Annotated in this window: 24 protein-coding genes; 5 read left to right on the top strand and 19 right to left on the bottom strand. The window is 40.4% G+C overall.

Features of this window, described 5'->3' with window-relative positions; genetic code table 11:
* Positions 1–110: 110 nt before the first annotated feature.
* The 10 genes from A5877_RS13560 to A5877_RS13515 all read right to left on the bottom strand — a co-directional run bounded on the left by A5877_RS13560 (position 111) and on the right by A5877_RS13515 (position 7,865).
* Positions 111–572 carry a GAF domain-containing protein gene (locus A5877_RS13560; RefSeq protein ID WP_008377623.1) on the bottom strand — a complete coding sequence of 154 codons (462 nt, stop codon included), beginning with the start codon at positions 570–572 and terminating at the stop codon, positions 111–113.
* Positions 573–738: 166 nt separating this feature from the next.
* Complete coding sequence (locus A5877_RS13555) at positions 739–1,389, bottom strand: NAD(P)H-binding protein (protein WP_016619845.1); 651 nt, start codon at positions 1,387–1,389, stop codon at positions 739–741.
* A 130-nt stretch (positions 1,390–1,519) separates the two neighbouring features.
* Entirely contained in the window at positions 1,520–1,951 is a 432-nt protein-coding gene (locus A5877_RS13550; protein ID WP_061053880.1) for an Rrf2 family transcriptional regulator, read from the bottom strand.
* 191 nt (positions 1,952–2,142) lie between these two features.
* Positions 2,143–2,547 (bottom strand): VOC family protein, encoded by a 405-nt coding sequence (locus A5877_RS13545; RefSeq protein ID WP_005237221.1) that lies wholly within the window; start codon positions 2,545–2,547, stop codon positions 2,143–2,145.
* Between the two features lie 236 nt (positions 2,548–2,783).
* On the bottom strand, positions 2,784–3,134 hold the full coding sequence (locus A5877_RS13540) for a PTS glucitol/sorbitol transporter subunit IIA (protein ID WP_086316973.1): 351 nt from the start codon (positions 3,132–3,134) through the stop codon (positions 2,784–2,786).
* Positions 3,135–3,281: 147 nt separating this feature from the next.
* Entirely contained in the window at positions 3,282–4,226 is a 945-nt protein-coding gene (locus A5877_RS13535; protein ID WP_005237223.1) for a sugar-binding transcriptional regulator, read from the bottom strand.
* A 236-nt stretch (positions 4,227–4,462) separates the two neighbouring features.
* Entirely contained in the window at positions 4,463–5,488 is a 1,026-nt protein-coding gene (locus tag A5877_RS13530) for a PTS glucitol/sorbitol transporter subunit IIB (RefSeq protein ID WP_034878713.1), read from the bottom strand.
* Between the two features lie 34 nt (positions 5,489–5,522).
* Entirely contained in the window at positions 5,523–6,062 is a 540-nt protein-coding gene (locus A5877_RS13525; RefSeq protein ID WP_005237225.1) for a PTS glucitol/sorbitol transporter subunit IIC, read from the bottom strand.
* Entirely contained in the window at positions 6,049–6,465 is a 417-nt protein-coding gene (locus A5877_RS13520; RefSeq protein ID WP_005237226.1) for a transcriptional regulator GutM, read from the bottom strand. The genes A5877_RS13525 and A5877_RS13520 overlap by 14 nt, the downstream gene beginning before the upstream one ends.
* Before the next feature lie 155 nt (positions 6,466–6,620).
* The gene (locus tag A5877_RS13515; RefSeq protein WP_034878715.1) at positions 6,621–7,865 is read right to left on the bottom strand and encodes an NAD(P)H-dependent oxidoreductase; all 1,245 of its coding nucleotides are present in this window, start codon (positions 7,863–7,865) and stop codon (positions 6,621–6,623) included.
* 589 nt (positions 7,866–8,454) lie between these two features.
* On the opposite strand from A5877_RS13515, the gene A5877_RS13510 reads away from it, so the two are divergent.
* A complete protein-coding gene (locus tag A5877_RS13510; RefSeq protein ID WP_086316972.1) occupies positions 8,455–9,507 on the top strand; it encodes an alcohol dehydrogenase catalytic domain-containing protein in 1,053 nt (350 codons plus the stop codon).
* A 229-nt stretch (positions 9,508–9,736) separates the two neighbouring features.
* Here the strand turns inward: A5877_RS13510 and rplS are convergent, their stop codons facing one another.
* From rplS to rpsP, 7 genes are all read right to left on the bottom strand, one after another.
* On the bottom strand, positions 9,737–10,084 hold the full coding sequence (gene rplS, locus A5877_RS13505; protein ID WP_002357176.1) for a 50S ribosomal protein L19: 348 nt from the start codon (positions 10,082–10,084) through the stop codon (positions 9,737–9,739).
* Between the two features lie 166 nt (positions 10,085–10,250).
* A complete protein-coding gene (trmD, locus tag A5877_RS13500) occupies positions 10,251–10,997 on the bottom strand; it encodes a tRNA (guanosine(37)-N1)-methyltransferase TrmD (RefSeq protein ID WP_086316971.1) in 747 nt (248 codons plus the stop codon).
* Complete coding sequence (rimM, locus tag A5877_RS13495) at positions 10,987–11,511, bottom strand: ribosome maturation factor RimM (protein ID WP_061053876.1); 525 nt, start codon at positions 11,509–11,511, stop codon at positions 10,987–10,989. The genes trmD and rimM overlap by 11 nt, the downstream gene beginning before the upstream one ends.
* Positions 11,512–11,666: 155 nt before the next feature.
* Complete coding sequence (locus tag A5877_RS13490; RefSeq protein WP_086316970.1) at positions 11,667–12,491, bottom strand: hypothetical protein; 825 nt, start codon at positions 12,489–12,491, stop codon at positions 11,667–11,669.
* Positions 12,492–12,578: 87 nt separating this feature from the next.
* The gene (locus A5877_RS13485) at positions 12,579–12,836 is read right to left on the bottom strand and encodes a hypothetical protein (RefSeq protein WP_005228919.1); all 258 of its coding nucleotides are present in this window, start codon (positions 12,834–12,836) and stop codon (positions 12,579–12,581) included.
* A gap of 112 nt (positions 12,837–12,948) precedes the next feature.
* Positions 12,949–13,194, bottom strand: a complete 246-nt coding sequence (locus tag A5877_RS13480; RefSeq protein WP_005228918.1) for a KH domain-containing protein — start codon at positions 13,192–13,194, stop codon at positions 12,949–12,951.
* 11 nt (positions 13,195–13,205) lie between these two features.
* A complete protein-coding gene (gene rpsP, locus A5877_RS13475) occupies positions 13,206–13,481 on the bottom strand; it encodes a 30S ribosomal protein S16 (RefSeq protein ID WP_005228917.1) in 276 nt (91 codons plus the stop codon).
* A 254-nt stretch (positions 13,482–13,735) separates the two neighbouring features.
* Between rpsP and A5877_RS13470 the strand changes: the two genes are divergently transcribed.
* A complete protein-coding gene (locus tag A5877_RS13470) occupies positions 13,736–14,287 on the top strand; it encodes an NADPH-dependent FMN reductase (RefSeq protein ID WP_061053874.1) in 552 nt (183 codons plus the stop codon).
* Between the two features lie 83 nt (positions 14,288–14,370).
* Here A5877_RS13470 and A5877_RS13465 read toward each other — a convergent pair whose 3' ends face one another.
* Together A5877_RS13465 and A5877_RS13460 are read right to left on the bottom strand one after the other, a co-directional pair.
* A complete protein-coding gene (locus tag A5877_RS13465; protein ID WP_005237235.1) occupies positions 14,371–14,904 on the bottom strand; it encodes a dihydrofolate reductase family protein in 534 nt (177 codons plus the stop codon).
* A 6-nt stretch (positions 14,905–14,910) separates the two neighbouring features.
* Positions 14,911–15,489 (bottom strand): DNA-3-methyladenine glycosylase I, encoded by a 579-nt coding sequence (locus A5877_RS13460; RefSeq protein ID WP_016619836.1) that lies wholly within the window; start codon positions 15,487–15,489, stop codon positions 14,911–14,913.
* Positions 15,490–15,589: 100 nt separating this feature from the next.
* On the opposite strand from A5877_RS13460, the gene A5877_RS13455 reads away from it, so the two are divergent.
* Genes A5877_RS13455 through A5877_RS13445 form a run of 3 tightly spaced genes read left to right on the top strand, consistent with a single transcriptional unit; the run spans position 15,590 to position 18,027 of the window.
* A complete protein-coding gene (locus A5877_RS13455) occupies positions 15,590–15,976 on the top strand; it encodes a GntR family transcriptional regulator (protein ID WP_008377404.1) in 387 nt (128 codons plus the stop codon).
* Complete coding sequence (locus tag A5877_RS13450) at positions 15,973–16,854, top strand: ABC transporter ATP-binding protein (protein ID WP_005237238.1); 882 nt, start codon at positions 15,973–15,975, stop codon at positions 16,852–16,854. Before A5877_RS13455 ends, A5877_RS13450 begins: the two co-directional genes overlap by 4 nt.
* 12 nt (positions 16,855–16,866) lie before the next feature.
* Positions 16,867–18,027 carry an ABC transporter permease gene (locus tag A5877_RS13445; protein ID WP_008377401.1) on the top strand — a complete coding sequence of 387 codons (1,161 nt, stop codon included), beginning with the start codon at positions 16,867–16,869 and terminating at the stop codon, positions 18,025–18,027.
* Positions 18,028–18,043: the final 16 nt, after the last annotated feature.

Raw genomic sequence — 18,043 nt, 5'->3', positions numbered from 1 at the left:
AATATGCCCGACATTTTTAAATAATAACTAAAAAAAGCGTTCATTATTCAATGAACGCCCCACTTAAAAACATTATGTTGTTTTATAGTTAAAATTAAAAAACAAGTACTTTATTGACGGCTTGCTACCAATAAAGCAGCAAATTCTTCCAGATATTTCTGATCGATCGCATCATAGCTGTTCGTTTTTCCACTATCGATATCCAGCACTCCAAGCAACTGATCATCAACCACCATGGGAACTACGATTTCAGACATCGCTGCTGAGTCACAAGAAATATAATTTTCATGTTCTTTGACATTGGGTACGATCAATGTGGTTTTTTTCTCTGCTGATTCCCCACAAACCCCTTTGCCTAATGTGATTCTGGTGCAAGAGACTCTTCCTTGGAATGGACCTAAAATCAGTTCGCCTTCTTCAAACAAATAATAGCCGGCAAACACTGTATCTTCCAATGTTTCATTCAGTAAAGCAGAAGAGTTGGCTAGGTTGGCGATCCAATTACTCTCCGCTTCTAGCAACCCTTTTAATTGCAGAAGCATCAATTCATACGCTTCGATTTTTTTATTCATTTTATCACCTCTGTCCTTGATTATAAGCAAAGACAGAGGATTTGTCTTGTCTAAATTATTGGGTATTGGAAACAAAAATTGTGAAAAAAGAAGTTGCCTGAAACAGTCTACTTGCCAACCTATGCAGCTATCGATTCTGATCGATTGGGTCAATCATTTGTTGAACCTACTCTGCATCAATCACAGTAAAACGAGTATTTTCATGTTGCACTGTTTCAATTTCATCAAGAATTGCTTTGGCTAACGTACCGCTGGAAGTTACTGATTTCTTTTGGTCTTTGAAAAGCAAGTGATCTTTGCCTAAAATCGCTGGTTTAGCTGGTCCCTCTTGAAATAGATTTCCTGGAGAAATCCCGACCCAATGAACATTTTTGACGGTTTCTAAAAAGAGATATTCATCTAACTGATTTTCTGGGATCGCGATCCAGCTTTCACTTCCTGGGGCTTTTTTCAATTCGGTAAGATTGCGTTCACCCGCTTCATTGAACAAGCTGCCAGCTCCTAAAATGAAGAACAAGCGCGTGGTCTTTTCTCGAAACAAATGTACCAATTTTGCTGCCAGATCCACATGCAAGTACGCTTGGTCAGGACTTGTCGCAAACGCATCGACCAACACATCAAATCCGTCGAGGTCTTCTTCTGTTAACGAAAAAGCATCTTTTGTAAGTGTTTTGACTGTATCACCAAATTGTTCTTTGGCTTTAACTTCATTTCTAACAATAGCAGTCACTTCATGTCCTCGCTGTACTGCTTCTTGATAAATAGCTGAACCTGCATTTCCTGTTGCGCCAATAACACCGATTTTCATGATAATCATCCTTCCTCATCTTTTGTTTGACTAAAATAGTTGTTACTAATCAAGTTACAACTAGAGTATAAAAGAAACTTTCTTTCCTGTCAAGAAATTGCTTAGCAGGTGAAAGTTCTTTTTACTGTGTTGTGTCCGTTCAATCTACTTGATCGGCCTCTCCTTGAATGCCTTCAATGATTGATTGCAGCGAGATGGCGCTCATCTCTTGCTCGATTTTCTTTTGCAGCACATCATAGGTTTCTTCTAATACCCCTTGGATATTCCCCCCAATTAAGCAGTTGGGGTTGGTTTTTTTGTCTGCATGTAAAAGATGGTGATCTTTTTCAACACTCGCATAAATGTCTAACAAAGAAATCTCATTTGGTTCCTTCGTTAGTTTAGGGTTTGGTTTTCCTCTTTGGCTTTCGATCAATCCAGCAACCCGTAAATCACTCATAATCCGGCGAACATAAGCAGGATTCGTTTCAACGCTCTGGGCGATCCGATCACTTGATAAATCAGTTCCTTTAAAGAGGTGGATGTAAGCGAGGATGTGAATGGCGTCGCTGTATTTGGTTGAATATTTCACTTCGTCTCCACTCCTTTTTCTTGTATCATACCTCTTTTTTAGCATTTAGACAAAGGGGACTGATCAATCTTACAAAACTCAAGAATCCCGTCAAAAAAAACAGCCCTCAAAAAGTTAGCACAAAAGCCTAACTTCTTGAAGGAACTGCATACTGAACCACTTTTTTACTTTTTATTTAAACGATCACTTTGCTAATAGCCATTCATCCATGCTGATTCAAGCTGATTGCCGTCGGGATCAACGATTTCATAGCCGACCATCATATCCTCTGGAATCCCCATATCAACTTGGAACGATTGGCCACCATTTGCTTCTGCAATCTTTGCAAAATTCTTCGCTTCTTCTGGCGTATCAAAGCTAAACGCGATCAATGCACTACTCGTGTTCTTCGTATCCCCAATACGTCTGCCATTCAGAAACTGTTGATAAAACTCATGTTCTAACAACATTATCCAAATCGATTCACTCCAAACCATTCCGCTGCTAGTCTCGTTTGAGAACTCTTCATTTTTGACAAATCCCAACGCTTCATAAAAGGAGGTTGCACGTTTGATATCAGTGACAGGCAAATTTATAAACACCATTTTATTCGCCATTTTCTTGCCTCTTTTCTTTGATAAGCTGCACTGCTGAATCCGCTCTCATTATAGCATTGGTCAATTGAATAAGAGAAACAATTGGCTTTTAGTAAATAAATGACTGATGTATTCTTTTCAAATCATTTTTGTGAAAAAACCTTTACTAAGATCGATAGCAATCACTCCTAATATAGGTCACTGAGGCTATAGCTGATTCATTCCAACTAAATCTCCGATCCTTGAGGAAGCAACATTTAGAAAGTGATTGCTTGTCCAATGTGTAAATCAGGCCAATCATTTGGCGAGACGATAATCGCTCCTGGAAGAACTTCATTTTCTCCCTCACGGAAATAGATGGAGATATGCCCCAATTCTGTGAAATTCGTATTTGCTGCCGATCCAACTTCTTGGATCTCATATTCTTTTTCTCCAATACGAAATTTCCCACCAACTTGAATCACATCTTCTGTTGGATCCTCATGCGTATGAATGACCGAAATCGCTCTCAATTCTGGTGTTGCTTTTGGTCCAAAAAGGATCAATAAACTTTCTTCTTTAAATGCTTCCACTAATTCTCCGATCTCTGTGACTGTCGTTTTGTACATAGAACACCCTCCTAGAATTCTTTTCAATTAAATAAATAGCGCTTACAATTGGACTGTAAGAAACAGTACTCTTGAAAGACTATCTGCTTCTATTTTGTTTATTGGTTCTAATCGTTGTAGCGTTTTGTGAGCCTTAACAACTTACACTTACGCTTCATGCAACAATTCATTTGCAACTTCATCAGTTGTAACAAGGACATTGATCAGCTGATGCTCTAGTGCAATTTTTATCGGTAAAACTTTTTTTGTTCCATAAGCAATCCCGATGACCGTTGGTATTTTTTTAATATCTTTTAAGTTCACACCGATCACACTCTTATTCAACTGACAATCAACTTCATTTCCTGTCTCATCGAAAAATCGAGAATTTATGTCTCCCTCGATTCCTTTTTCTTTAAGGCTTTTCATATCGGAATCGTCAATATAACCGATTTCTGCCATTGTACTTTCCTCGAAAGGACTTGCTACCCCGACTAAAGCAATGTCGACTTCACGTGCTTCTGCTATGACACTACGAATGGTTGAGTTTTCGGTCAAGTCCTTTTTAATTTGTGGGTTTGAAACTAACGCTGGAGCATACAAATACTTAGCTCGTCCTCGCATTTTTCTTGCCAGATCATACGATAATTGGTTGGAGTGGATATCTACATGATCATCCCCCATCCCACCAATCAATGGGTACACGGTAATTTCAGATTGATTGGCAAAAGGATAGTTATCAACTAAATTGCGGAGGGATTTCCCCCAAGACATCCCGATTTTAGTAGCTTTTTTTGATACCTTTTGTAGATACAAAGCACCTTGTCGTCCGACCATTTTGTCCACTTCATGATTTGCCAGATCCATCGTATCCACTACAACTGCACTTTTCAATTGGTATTTTTGTTCCAATTTTCGCTCTAGTGTTGCTGAATAAACACTTTTGCTATTAATAAAAATCTCTACTAAGCCAGCTTCCTTCGCATCAATTAAATTTTTAGAAACCAAAGAACGAGAAACACCAATGATTTTCGCAATCTCCGCTTGGGTTTTTCCTTCTTCATAGTACATCGATGCAATTTTAACTAGCTCTTTTTCATCTGTGCGATCCATCACGCATCTCTCCCTAAACCCTTTTATTAAAATATACCACACCTATTGTCAAATGACACAGACAATTCGCGATTTTCTAGAAATATGTTGGCTGATGTCTGCGGATGGATGTTGTTTTCTCCCACGATTTCTTGGAAGAACTAGGCAATGCTCTTCCACAAACGTTTTGCTTCTGTTGCAAATGAGTAGAATTTTTTTTCATTTAGAAAAGTATGATTTCCTCTGCTTTTTTCTCATTAGTACATCCCGATGCTAAAGACCCAAGCAATCAATACTGCAAGCACACCTGTAATGACCCGGCTATACAAGATCGCTGGGACTCCGACTTGCACGGTTTCAGGTTTTGCTTCGCCAAGGGATAGACCAACCGGAATGAAATCACAACCTGCTTGAGCATTGATAGCAAAAAGCGCCGGTAACGCATAAGCAACTGGAATGGTGCCTAAGCCAATTTGTGTTCCGATCAAAACACCAACGACTTGCGCAATCACACCACCAGGTCCTAAAATGGGTGATAGAAAAGGCATACTACAAATAAAAGCAATCAAAAGCATACCAATGATCGAATCAGAAAATGGTGCTAAAGCTTGTGCTAGGAGATCACCTACTCCTGTATAATTGATAAATCCGATCAGCATGCTGATAAAGGCCATGAAAGGAATAATGTTTTTCAATAGCATATCAACTGCATCGCGTCCTGCTTGGTAAAAAATGCCCATCACTTTGCCTATCCCTCGAGAGAACTTCACGAGAATGCTCTCTCTTTTGGCATTTTGTGCTTGATGCTGTGCTTTTGCTTGGGCATACTTTTCTTCAAATGACTCTGGGGCATCTGCAGTTTCAGTATCCGCCTGTTTCTCTAGCGTTTTTTCTTCTACAAGCACTGCCCCTTTAGTTTCACATAACTCGATATCCTCTGGCGTGACACCAGAAACGAAAACATCTTCTGTAATGAACTTAGCTAAAGGGCCAGAAGGCGAAGATGGCAAAACATCAACTGTTGGGATTTTCTTCATTGGATAAACTCCGATACGTGCTGTTCCACCACAATCGATGACTGCTGCCATAATTTCTTCTTCTGGGATCGCATTTGAGAAACCGTCGACGACTTCAGCCCCACTCAGTTCGCCCATCTTTTTCGCAACAGGATGAATTCCTCCTCCAGTCACAGAGATAATCTTGATTTTTTTCCCTTCAGGCTGAATTTCTAATCCTTTTCCCCAGCCGTTGCTACCTTTTTTTACAAAAATCTTTCTGTACATCGCTTTTCCTCCCATATACTCGATTCAACACACTTTAAATCGTTTCAGTTTTTGTGGCAGATTCTCGCTTCATTAAAAATTTTGTTATTTTCTCCGTAATCACACCTCTAACGAAAACCACGACAATCCCACATAAGAAATAACGAACGGCTAAACTTCCTTGATCATACCCTGCCTTCATGACCCCGTTAGCGATCCCCAAGTATACAAAAAGTTCGCCGGCATTCGCATAAGGAAATAAACCTGTTACAGGATGCAAAAATGAAACTACAGCATCATAAAATGCCGGTTTTTCTTCTTCCTCAACGAATTTTCCAAACGTATATGCCATTGGATTCGTTAATAAAAGGACCGATAAAATCGGCATGACTGTGTACCTTAATACAAGATGTTTCGCACTGGCACGAATTGCTTTATTGACTCGCTTCTCTCCAATAATAGCGATCAAAGAATAGGTAAATGTTAGTAAAACGATCAATAGCGGTATAATACCAGTCATAAAACTCATAAATTGTTCACCACCGGCTTCAAACAACCCAATAAAGTTTTTACCAAACCATTCAATATATTTCATTATTCATTCCTCCTAAAATCAAGTAATCGGTTTCATTTTTTTTGTCTAAAAAGGACAAAATCGCTTTTTGGTGCAAACACGATTTTTTCGTTTGCCATTCCTTCAATAACTCTTGAGAGGTTTGTTCACCAACTAATGCCTCACAAGATGTAAAACGAGAAAAAATCGTCAAGCCAGAATACGTATACGCCTCAATGATCCTTCCCTGTGTATTTGTTACTACGACTAATACCACCGATGAATACCAATTTTTGGCCACTTCTGTATTTAATTGATACCCACTTTTATTTTTATAGCGTTGGATTAATTGTTTCACAAAGCGCTGATAATACCGAATTTGAAACAAACTAAATATTCCTTGTAAAACGACGATAAGTGTTCCTAACACCACAATTCCTTGCATAAATAACCTCTCCTTTAACTACCACGATTTTTGTAAGTATGTGATATTGATATCTTTTTAGTGTAATTGATTCCTATGTTTGATACAAGCTAACGGTTATTTTATTCCTACTTACCTTATCTGGATCAGCGGTTAAAGGAGAAGCTAACTACTGTTTAATCAAATGTTTCGTCTTGCAATTTGCGTAATTTATATACAGTCGTTGATTCATCTAATTCAACATCATCCACCGTTAAAAAGGCTCCTTCTTTGATCGGACGCTTGGCAACTGCGCCAGCAATCAACCCAATCGGAATGTGACTATTTCTTTTCATGTCTTCATGGGTCTCAAGGACACCTCTTACGCAAAAGCCGCCGATTCCATCGATTCGCTCACCCGCTTTGATGGCTTTTTTCGTCACACAAACAGTTTCTGAAACAGGTGCTCCCATAGGTACGATTGCTGTATCTTGCTCTAGTACAGCTCTTGCAATGGTAATTGGTGTTTCTAATGAGCATAGATGAAACGGCCGATAGAGAAGATGATGATCACGCTCGCCTTTTTTCATCAGGTAATCTAATTCATGACTAACGCCTTCGTTTTGCCCTTTCACTATACAAAAGATTCCTGGGGCAATTCCGTCAACATATTCCACCACACCAAATTTATTTAATATCCCACCGTTTTCTTTGGTCGTCAGTTGTTCGAGCGTACCATCTAAATCCGCACTGATGCCATGCATGCCAACAACATCAGGGACAAACCCCATTGCATTAGAGAGCAAGTTCATTTCTCCCATCGTCTTTGTTCCATCTTGAAATGACGCTAGAATTTTCGGGCTCATTTTTTGGGCTTTGGCTTTTGCAGCTGCCGTATCTGGATTGGCATGGACCATCAATTGATTATTTTTTCCTTTACCAGCGACTAACACTTCCATCCCCATACTTTTAGCAAATTCATACATCTGCATCGTAGCCGCTGGCTCATCACCATCTGATCCAGTATAAATCAAGTCGGTTGCTCCATATAGCTTATTCATCAGAGGTCCAATCGTAATATCGATTTCAACATTCAAAAGTACAAGATGCTTTTTCGCCATTAGTGATTCAAGAGAAATTTGTGCACCTGCCTCAGGGACACCGGTTGCATCAACGATTATCTCTACTTTATCGGAATGAATAATATCTTTAAAATCTTGGCTGATCAAAATGTCGATTTTCTCATGGGCTGTCGCATTGTAAGCAGCAGCTGCACGATTGGCAGCTTCTAAATTGATATCGCTTATCCCACTGACGATCATTCCAGGAATCGTTGAAATTTGTGAAATCATACCAAAGCCCATTTGTCCTGCCCCAATCACACCTACCTTGATCGGGTTTCCTTCTTTTTCACGATGTAACAATTTTGCATAAAGCGTCATTGCTTCTTCCTCCTTTTTGTCAAACGACAAGATATTTGTCATTTGCTATTACATCTGTATTTTGCCATCTCTTATGTCATATGTCAACACCATTATCAAATGACATGACCACAGGCGTCTCATTTTCCTTTTTCTTCCTGTCTCTTTGCTATCCTTTCTTTATTCAGTCATTCGTTCTTTTCATCCGTAGAATTGACCGAATCGACCATAATTGCTTTTATAGTCATAAAAATTTTCAAAAAAGACCTAATAAATCACCTAAGAATCTGAGCTATAAAAAGCTAGGTTCTCCTCTCAAGAAAAAAGAAGGACTCGAAAATCGTTTATCATTTTCGAGTCCTCCTTTTTTTGTTCAAATTTCATGGTTCAAGTGCCCTTTAGAGTTAGCCATGCTGATTCACTGATGGTTCAATTGAAGTAAAGACAAAAAAGAAGAAATTCTTTCTTAACCTCTGCCATAAATCAGGATGTAACGAATTTGTTGATATAAATTTTTAGATAATGTCATTTCTTGATGGGTCTTTGTCTTGACCTAAAGTTAACTTCAACATTTATACTAACAATACTAACTTAAGAAAGAAGGATTTATATGAGAGCAGCAATTTTTGAAAAAGCAGGATTAGTTAAAGTGGAAGAAGTAAAAAAGCCAACTTTACAAGCAGCCGATGATGTTATTATTAAAGTTGTCCGAGCATGTGTTTGCGGTTCTGATCTTTGGTCGTATGCCCATGGCGATAGTAAAGAACCTCATTCAGTTAATGATGGTCATGAGGCATTAGGCATCGTTGAAGAAATTGGTCCAGACATTACGACTGTGAAACCTGGAGATTTTGTCATCGTCCCCTTCACCCATGGCTGTGGTGAATGTGATGCTTGCCGTGCCGGTTTTGATGGCACATGCGACCTTCATCAAGGCACAACGAATTGGTCTAACGGTTTCCAATCTGAGTATATCAACTTCCATTACGGCAACTGGGCCCTTGTAAAAGTTCCTGGTCAGCCAGCTGATTATACGGAAGGTATGATCAAATCTCTTTTAACTTTGGCTGATGTTATGCCCACAGGATATCATGCGGCACGTTGTGCACATGTAGAAAAAGGGGATAAAGTCGTCGTGATTGGCGATGGTGCCGTAGGACAATGTGCTGTCATCGCGGCAAAAATGCGTGGGGCTTCCCAAATTATTTTAATGAGCCGTCATAAAGATCGACAAGAAATGGCTCTTCAATCGGGTGCTACAGCTGTTGTGGCTGAGCGTGGTGAAGAGGGAATCGCGAAGGTACGCGAGATCCTTGGCGGAGGCGCGGATGCTGCTCTTGAATGTGTTGGTACAGAAGCTGCAATTACACAAGCCCTTGGTGTATTGCATAATGGTGGTCGTGTAGGTTATGTCGGCGTCCCTCACTATGATGATCGACCAATCGGTTCCACTTTTGCTCAAAACATTTCCATTGCGGGAGGATCTGCATCGGTCACAACATATGATAAGGAAATCCTGTTAAAAGCGGTGCTTGATGGTACTATCAATCCAGGCCGCGTTTTCACCCAAACCTATGATTTAGATGATATCAACCAAGCCTATGCCGATATGCAGGAACGAAAAACGATCAAATCTATGGTTGTTGTTTCAAGGGATGAATAGACAAAGCTAATTAAAAAAAGCTTGTCCTAACAATGGACAGCCTCTCGATAGACAAAGTACTATAACCAGTACTTTGTCTTTTTATCCATGAAGAAAGAAAACACTGTAACAGCCTACCCGTTTTCCACAATTAATCAATCCTAGAACTTTAAAATGATAGAACATAACGCAGAGCAAAAGAAAAAAGCCCTTGAAATCAAGGGCTTTTGCTTCATCTGATAATAAATGATTAACGACGAATTTCTTTGATACGAGCTGCTTTTCCGTGTAATGCACGTAAGTAGTACAATTTTGCACGACGTACTTTACCGTAACGAACAACTTCGATTTGTGCAACACGTGGTGTGTGCAATGGGAAGGTACGTTCAACACCTACACCGTTTGATACTTTACGAACTGTATAAGTTTCGCTGATACCAGCACCGCGGCGTTTGATGACAACACCTTCAAATAACTGGATACGTTCGCGAGTTCCTTCGACAACTTTCGCGTGAACGCGAACAGTGTCCCCAGGACGGAAAGCTGGGATGTCCGTACGTAATTGTTCTTGAGTTAGTTCTTGAATCAATGGATTCATGTTTATCATTCTCCTTATTCCCAAACATTCTTAAAGCATGAAAGCTCCAGCGGAACATCGTAATAGTTGAGTTTACACTCACTGAAACATCTTACCACAGTCGACCACAGTCTGTAAAGAGAATTTTCTTGTCATCGCGCAGAATATCAAAAAAACTGGCACTATTTTAGTTGCCAGCTTTCGCTTCTTCTTCAATTTCTTTTAAAAGCTTCTGCATTTCTTCCGTCAACGGATAATTTTCTAGCATATCAGGTCGGCGCTGAAAGGTGCGGCGCAATGATTCTTTTAATTGCCACTGCTCGATCAATTTATGATTGCCATTCATCAAAACTTCTGGTACTTTCATGCCTTTAAACTCTGCTGGGCGTGTATATTGCGGATGTTCTAATAAACCAGTGGAATGAGAATCGGTTTGTGCGGAGGTTTGATTGCCTAAAACTTCTGGTAATAGTCTGACCGTCGCATCGATCATGACCATTGCACCCAATTCGCCGCCAGTCAAGACGTAATCTCCCAGTGACACTTCATCAGTGACCAATGAACGGATTCGTTCATCGTATCCTTCATAATGACCACAAATGAAGACGAGGTGCTCTTCGGTAGAAAATTCTTCTGCCATCTTTTGATCAAAAGGTTTCCCCGCTGGGTCTAAAAGGATCACGCGTTTCTTCGTTTCTGGTGCTACTTCTTCGATCGCTTTGATATTGTCATAGACAGGTTGGACTTTTAATAACATTCCTGCTCCGCCACCATAAGGATAGTCGTCCACTGTTTGATGTTTGTTGTCGGAATAGTCACGGAAATTTGAGACGTTGATTTCTAACAGTCCCTTTTCCCTTGCTTTGCCAATGATCGATTCTCCTAGAGGACCTTCGAACATTCGCGGAAATAGTGTCAATACATCAATTCTCATCGTCTAACAACCCCTCTGGGATTTCCACAATGACCTGACCATTTTCAAGATCGATCGTGTGGACAACCGACTCGATATAAGGAATCAAGGCATCCTTCTTCCCTTTTCGTTGAACGACCCAAACGTCATTGGCACCTGGTGAAAGGATCTCTTTGACTTTACCAATGATTGTGCCATCTTCTTCGACGACTTCCAGACCAATAATTTCATGGTAGTAAAACTCATTTTCTGCTAAATCCACCAAATCATCCTTGGTAACTTTTAAAATGCCGTTACGAAACGGTTCAACATCGTTAATATTGGGATAGCCCTCAAACGTCACTAAATCAAAGTTTTTGTGTTTGCGATGACCTGAAACAATCAATGTTATTGGCTCTTTATTTTCACGAAAAAGTGTCAATTCGGCCCCTTTACGGTAGCGTTCTTCTGGAAAATCCGTTTGTGATATCACACGTACTTCTCCACGGATTCCATGTGTATTGACGATTTTTCCTACGTTTAAATATTCTGTCACGTTCGTTCCCCATTTCTTCTAACTTCTGTTCTATTTTAGCATAGCAAAGTAGCGAATTCTAGCCGTTTCCTAGCGCCCCATGTTTTCCTCAAAATCATCGCGCGAAAAATGCCCCTTCGACGCTTGATCAAAGGGGCATTGTCCTAATATGAACCTTATTGATTCATAGAAACGGCCATTTTCAATGCTGAACGTGCATCTTGATGTTGCACCGTTCGAAGGGTCTTTTCTTGTTGCCAAACCACTGTAGTTGCTGTATGGTCATTTTTTCCCATATCGATAGTGATTTGACCGACCTCAGGCGCTGGGAGCATAGCTTCTTCCAGATACGCTACCACTTCTTTGGCAACCGGAACTGGATCTTGTTTCTCTTGATTGACTGCTCGAACAGTCAATGACCAATTTCCTTCTTGCCAGCTCAAATAACTGGAACCAGCAGCTCCTTGCATATGCCCAGTAATGCCATATCCGAGATCAACGGCTTGTCCGCCATCATCAGCTGTTACATTGACCGCTGCAGCAGCTTCATCCGCTGATTGATAGTCTTTTGATTGAAAAGCAGCAATCGGTGTTTCCTCGTTCAAAGCCTTGTCATTGAGAGGCAGCTGCTTATCAAGTCCATAATAAAGAATCGAAGCATCGGACTGACTGCCAGCTGTGGCCGCATTCAACACTTTACCTGAAGCAAGTGGAATGTCCTTGGGCAAGACAAGATCAGGGAATGCCGCTTGTATTTGAGCGTAGATATCTGCAGTACTATTCGTGTTTGAAGAATCCCTAGAAGCCGCCTGACTAGAAGACGTACTTGATTGACTGGTTTCTGATTGATTACTTGCTTGCGTTTGGGTACTTTCCACCATACTCGTCGCTGTTGTTTCGGCACTACTGGCTTGACTGGTTTCTGGTTCCTGTTGATTATTGCAGCCAGCTAAGGCGCCCATCGTCAGCAGCGTAACGAATAATCCTAGTTCTTTTTTCATGATGTTCCCCTCCTTATACAAAGGATACCCCTCAATAAAAAAAATGACAAACAAGTCAGATTGTCTGTCATTTTTTTTGTTGATTTTTTAAAGATTTGTCACCCAATTTTGCAGTGATTGAAAGCCATCCTTGATCCATTGCCAAACTTGATTGGCGATCGTCGATAGGTCGCCCCAACGAAAGTTTTGTGTCCATTGGTTCAATTGCGTCATGATCTCCTCACGATAGACCCAAATTAAAAAGAGCAACAACAAGATTCCTAGCGTTCGCCAAAGAAAAGAACCAATTTTATAAATAAAGACGAGGATCAAAAGAACGACAATCCATGCGATTAGTTGAGACATACAAGCACCTCCTCCTTTTGATTATCTCAAAACCACCTTTTTTTGTCCTCCATCTTAAGCATGAATTTTACAAAAAAAGCATTCCTCAAAGAGAAATGCTTTTCATTCTTGCTTATTTACCATCAATGATATTCAAACGAACTTTTTTTGGTCCATTTGTCCGTACACTGTAAACGATTGTTCGAATTGCTTTGGCAACCCGACCTTGTTTACCGATGATACGACCAATATCCTCTGGTGCCACAGTAAGATTATATTCCAAGAAATCATCTGACTCTACCAGCTCAAGCTTGATATCCTCAGGTTTGGTAACAAGTGGTGAAACGATCGTTAAGACTAATTCTTGCAAATCTTTCATCCAAAGTCACCTTATTTCTTAGTGAATTTTGCTTCGTGGTGTTTTTTCATAACGCCTTCTTTAGAAAGGATGTTACGAACTGTATCTGAAGGTTGCGCACCTTTAGATAACCAATCAAGAACTAAATCTTCTTTGATTGTCACTTCAGCTGGGTCTAGTAAAGGATTGTAAGTACCAACTGTTTCGATGAAACGTCCGTCACGAGGAGAACGTGAATCTGCTACGACGATACGGTAAAAAGGTTTCTTTTTAGAACCCATGCGTTTTAAACGAATTTTTACTGCCATTATTTACACCTCCATTGATTTAATCACAAGAGCTAGTTTAACAGGTTTTTTCGATGGTGTAAAGAGTTTTTTCTTTACAGCTAAAAAAAGTTTCTTCTTTCTTATTTTCTAAGCATGGTTATCTTTTGCCAGAATGAATCAGGACGCGTATCATTAGTAATAGAGAAACTTTTTAAAGTCAAATCGTTTTATTTGCACCACCCACTTACTTTTGGTAAGCTTAATGAGTAGAAAACAACAAGGAGGAAATTTACATGACAAAAAAAATTGGTTTTATCGTCGGCAGTTTACGGGAAGGATCATTTAATAAACTCGTAGCGAAAAAATTCGCATCATTATTACCAGAAGGTTTTGAAGCATCTTTCATCGAAATCGGCAACTTGCCTTTTTACAATGAAGATTTGGAAGTTGAAGGAAAAGTTCCTGCTGAATGGACAGCATTTCGGGAAGCATTAAGCGCCGTTGATGGGGTCTTCTTCTTTACACCAGAATACAATCGTTCTGTTCCTGCAGCATTAAAAAATGCATTAGATGTTGGTTCTCGTCCTTACGGTGCTAGCAGTTGGGGTGGCAAACCAGCTTTGGTTGTCAGCGTTTCTCCAGGAGCGATCGCTGGGTTTGGTGCAAACCATCACCTACGTCAATCATTAGTCTTTTTGGATATGCCTACTCTACAACAACCAGAAGCCTATATCGGTGGAATCACCAACTTGATTGATGAAAACAACGAAATCAACCCAGATACAGTAAGCTTCTTTGAAACGATCATTACAAAATATATTGAACTCTTTCAACGATTCAACTAATTAAGAATCCAAACAAAAAGACCAAGAAACTCGGCACTGAGTTTCTTGGTCTTTTTACTGTGAAGAATAATCGTTTGCGCTTTTTACTCGCTGCCTGACACAGACTTTCGGACAAAATGAAGTTCTGTCAGTTCCCCCATCTGTTTTGTTTCAACAAACGTCAAGCGTCTCGCATAATCCCCCGGTTCAAACAGTCGCTTGCCCTCTCCTAAAAACACCGGCGCGATTTGAATAAACCATTCATCGATCAAATCAGCTTCCAGCAATGGTTTTAATAAGGAACCCCCACCTACTACCCATACGTTTTCCTCTTGTTTTAATGCTGAAACAAATGCAACTGGATCCGTTGACACTAGGGTTGCATCCGGCAGCGGCTCTTTTCGGGTACGAGAAAAAACATAGTTGGTCTTTTCAGGATATAGCAGTCCATCATCCATCAGTTTTTTTGCTTCTTGATAGGTCTTTCTTCCCATCACGGTCGCGTCGATGGTTGCAAAAAATGCTTCATAGGTCGTTGCAACACCGGTATCAGTTTGAAACAGCCAGTCCAGTTGATCCTCCATACCTGCTAAATAGCCATCGAGGCTGATTGCACCATAAAATACCACTTTTCCCAATTAGGCTCACTCCTTTATTTTTACGATTGCTTCTGACCTTCGACAAACACAAGTGACTAAGTGATCATTAACCATGCCGACCGCTTCCATAAACGCGTAAATAGTTGTCGTTCCGACAAATTTAAAGCCTCGCTTTTTCAAGTCTTTTGCTAGCTGATCGGAAATTTCCGAATGGGTCGGTACATCGGATTGCTGCTGAAATTCATTGATGACTGGCTCATGATTGACATATCGCCACAAGAATGCGGAGAAACTGCCGTATTCTTGTTGGATTTTTAAAACTTCTTGGGCATTGATGATCGCTGCTTCAATCTTTCGTCGATTGCGAATGATTCCTGGATTCATCATCAGTTCTTCCACTTTTTCTTCCGTATAGTTCGCTACTTTTATGATATTAAACTGATCGTATGCTGCATCGAAATTCGCCATCTTGTTTAAAATCGTTTGCCAGCTCAATCCTGCTTGATTCATATCTAACACCAGTTTTCGAAACAACTGCTGATCCTCATACTCAGGTTTTCCCCATACCGTATCATGATACTCCTGCATTGCTGGTGTACTGTTGGCCCATTCACATCGCTCCATTGTCCTCATCAGCTCCTTTTTGTTTATTTTATCATAAATGACTTTACATCCACCAGTGTACTACGTATACTAGTACACATAAATGAAAGGAGCTGATTTTGTGGTTCGCATTAACAAAGCCAGCAGCAAACCTTACTATGAGCAATTGGTTTTAAGTATCAAAGAAGATATTCTGAACGGTGTTCTAACCGCCGGAGACCAAGTACCTTCGGTTCGTGAAATGGCCAAGCGTCTGTTGATGAATCCAAATACCGTCAGCAAAGCCTACAAAGTATTGGAAAATGAGCAAGTACTTGTCACCATCAAAGGAAAAGGCACCTTTGTGAAAGTTACTGAGGATCTGCCACGCGATGAGATTCGGATCTTACAAGTGAAAGAACGTTTGAAAGAATTGGTGATCGAAGCACGCCATTTACAGATCAGCATGCGTGAGCTGAGCGATTGGATGAATGGCTTTGAACAAGAGTTAGGAGGCGATCCACAGTGAAGATCGAGCATGTGACCAAGAAAATGGAACAAACAATTGTCTTAGAAAACGTGAACTTCTCTTTGGAAAAAGGAGAGCTCGTAGGATTAATCGGCCGCAATGGTTCTGGGAAAACCACGTTGTTTCGGACGATTGCTGGGCATTATTTACTAGATGATGGGGAGATTTCCATCGATAACCAACGCCTGGATCAGCATCCGCAATTAAAAGAACAACTTTTTTATATTGATGAAAAAGAAAACTTTCTTTCGGCCTACTCTTTGAAAAAGCTCAATCAATTTTATCGGCTTGCTTATCCAAATTTCGATCAGAATCTTTACTTAGAATTGATGCAAAGTCACGGTCTTCCTCTGACGCTTTCCTACCGACGGATGTCAAAAGGTATGCAAGGTCTTTATAAAATGATTCTTGCGATCGCCTCAAATGCGACGTTCTTACTGTTAGACGAACCTTTTGATGGGCTTGATGTGATCGTCCGTAAAAAAGTGATTGGATTATTGCTGGAAAGCCTCAGCGAGTCGAATCGTACCGCCTTAATCGCTTCTCATAATCTAAATGAATTAGAACATATTATTGATCGTGCCTTGTTGATCAAAGGGAAAACGATTGAAGGAGACTACCGTTTGGAAACGATTCGCGAACAATCTCGCAAACTCCAACTCGTCTTTCGCAGCAAACAGATTCCTCCCCTTATCAAGCAGCACTCCAAGCTGATTCAAAAACAAGGTCGAGTCTTGACTGCTTTGTTTGACAATTACACAGAGGAGCTGGCGGCTGAGATCCAGCAACTTGATCCTTTGGTTTTCGAAGAATTACCTTTGACTTTGGAAGATCTGTTTGAAGCAAATTTACGACAAGAAGCATTGGTGGAAGGATAGAGGTGGAAAACGATGTTAAGCAATATATTTAAAGAACGCTACGGTAAGCTGTTGATCGGTTTTTGTTTTGTCGTGCTCTTCATGTATCTTAGTGCTGGCTGGCAATCACAAAATTCTTGGCACCAGCAAGAACGTTATTTGGCATCTGAGGAATTTATCAAAGATTTTAACGAAAATCGAGAATACTATGTCAAAAGCTACAACGGTGAAACCCCGGTTTACTTTGATTCGGCAGCAGAGTACCGCGATGCGGTATTGACAATCAACAAAGAGTACTCAGATGATTTTTATTACAATCGCCCGTATATGACCACCATGAATCAATTTGTGATTGTCTTCCTGTTTATTTGGGGCTTTTTGTCCTTTTTTGTCGATGGCCGCACCAATTTCAATCGCTTTTTATTTGCTTTACCCTTTAGCAGAAAGCACGTCTTTCGCAAGAAACTGCTTTTTATCGGCTTACCCTTGACCGCTTGTTTAGTGTTGGGCCTGTTAGGTCATATCCTGATCGAATACACAATGATCCCGGCTCGCTATCTCGCTGTGTCGCTTCAAGACGTGCTGCTTTCCGCCCTTAGTACTTTGGCAACGAATCTACTCGTATTTGCTGTCGGCATCTTGTTGGGCGTTTTACTGGGGAATCTGTTTACTGGCGTGCTGTCGGTGTTCTTCACTCTTTCTCTAGGAACAATGGGGTATAGCTTTTTCCAATGTACCCGCGAGTTTTTTAGTTTTGTATTTCTTGGTCATGGGGATTTTCTGCTTCCTTTTCAAACGTGGATCGATTGGCCGCAAGGATATGTCTATCCTTGGTGGCTACTGCTCCTTTACCTCGGTTTGAGCGGCTTGCTGATTCTTGCTGCCGAAAAAGTGTTCTCGAAAATTTCTTTAGAAAATGACGGTGATTATTTAACGATCCCTAAATTGCGCGCCCCGGTTTATTGGCTGCTTTCTTTGGGAACCTGGTTCTATCTATCCATGATTTCTTATTACCCGCTAGAAATTTTTTACCGTGATCTCTATGAGGGGTATGATGTCAGTCTTTGGAACATCATCCTTCGGCTTGGCTTGTTGCTGGTTGCTTGCTTATTCATCAGTTTATTGCTTGTCTATCCTAAAGCACTGATGAATTGGTGGTACAAACGAAAAAACAAACAGGTCAGCAATATTTAAAAAAGCGTCCCTACAA

Origin of the sequence: Enterococcus sp. 3C7_DIV0644 (assembly GCF_002141235.1) — a bacterium.
GTDB classification, from domain to species: Bacteria; Bacillota; Bacilli; order Lactobacillales; family Enterococcaceae; genus Enterococcus_D; species Enterococcus_D entomosocium.
Note: the sequence above shows the minus strand (reverse complement) of the source record. Positions and strands in the feature narration are given on the sequence as shown.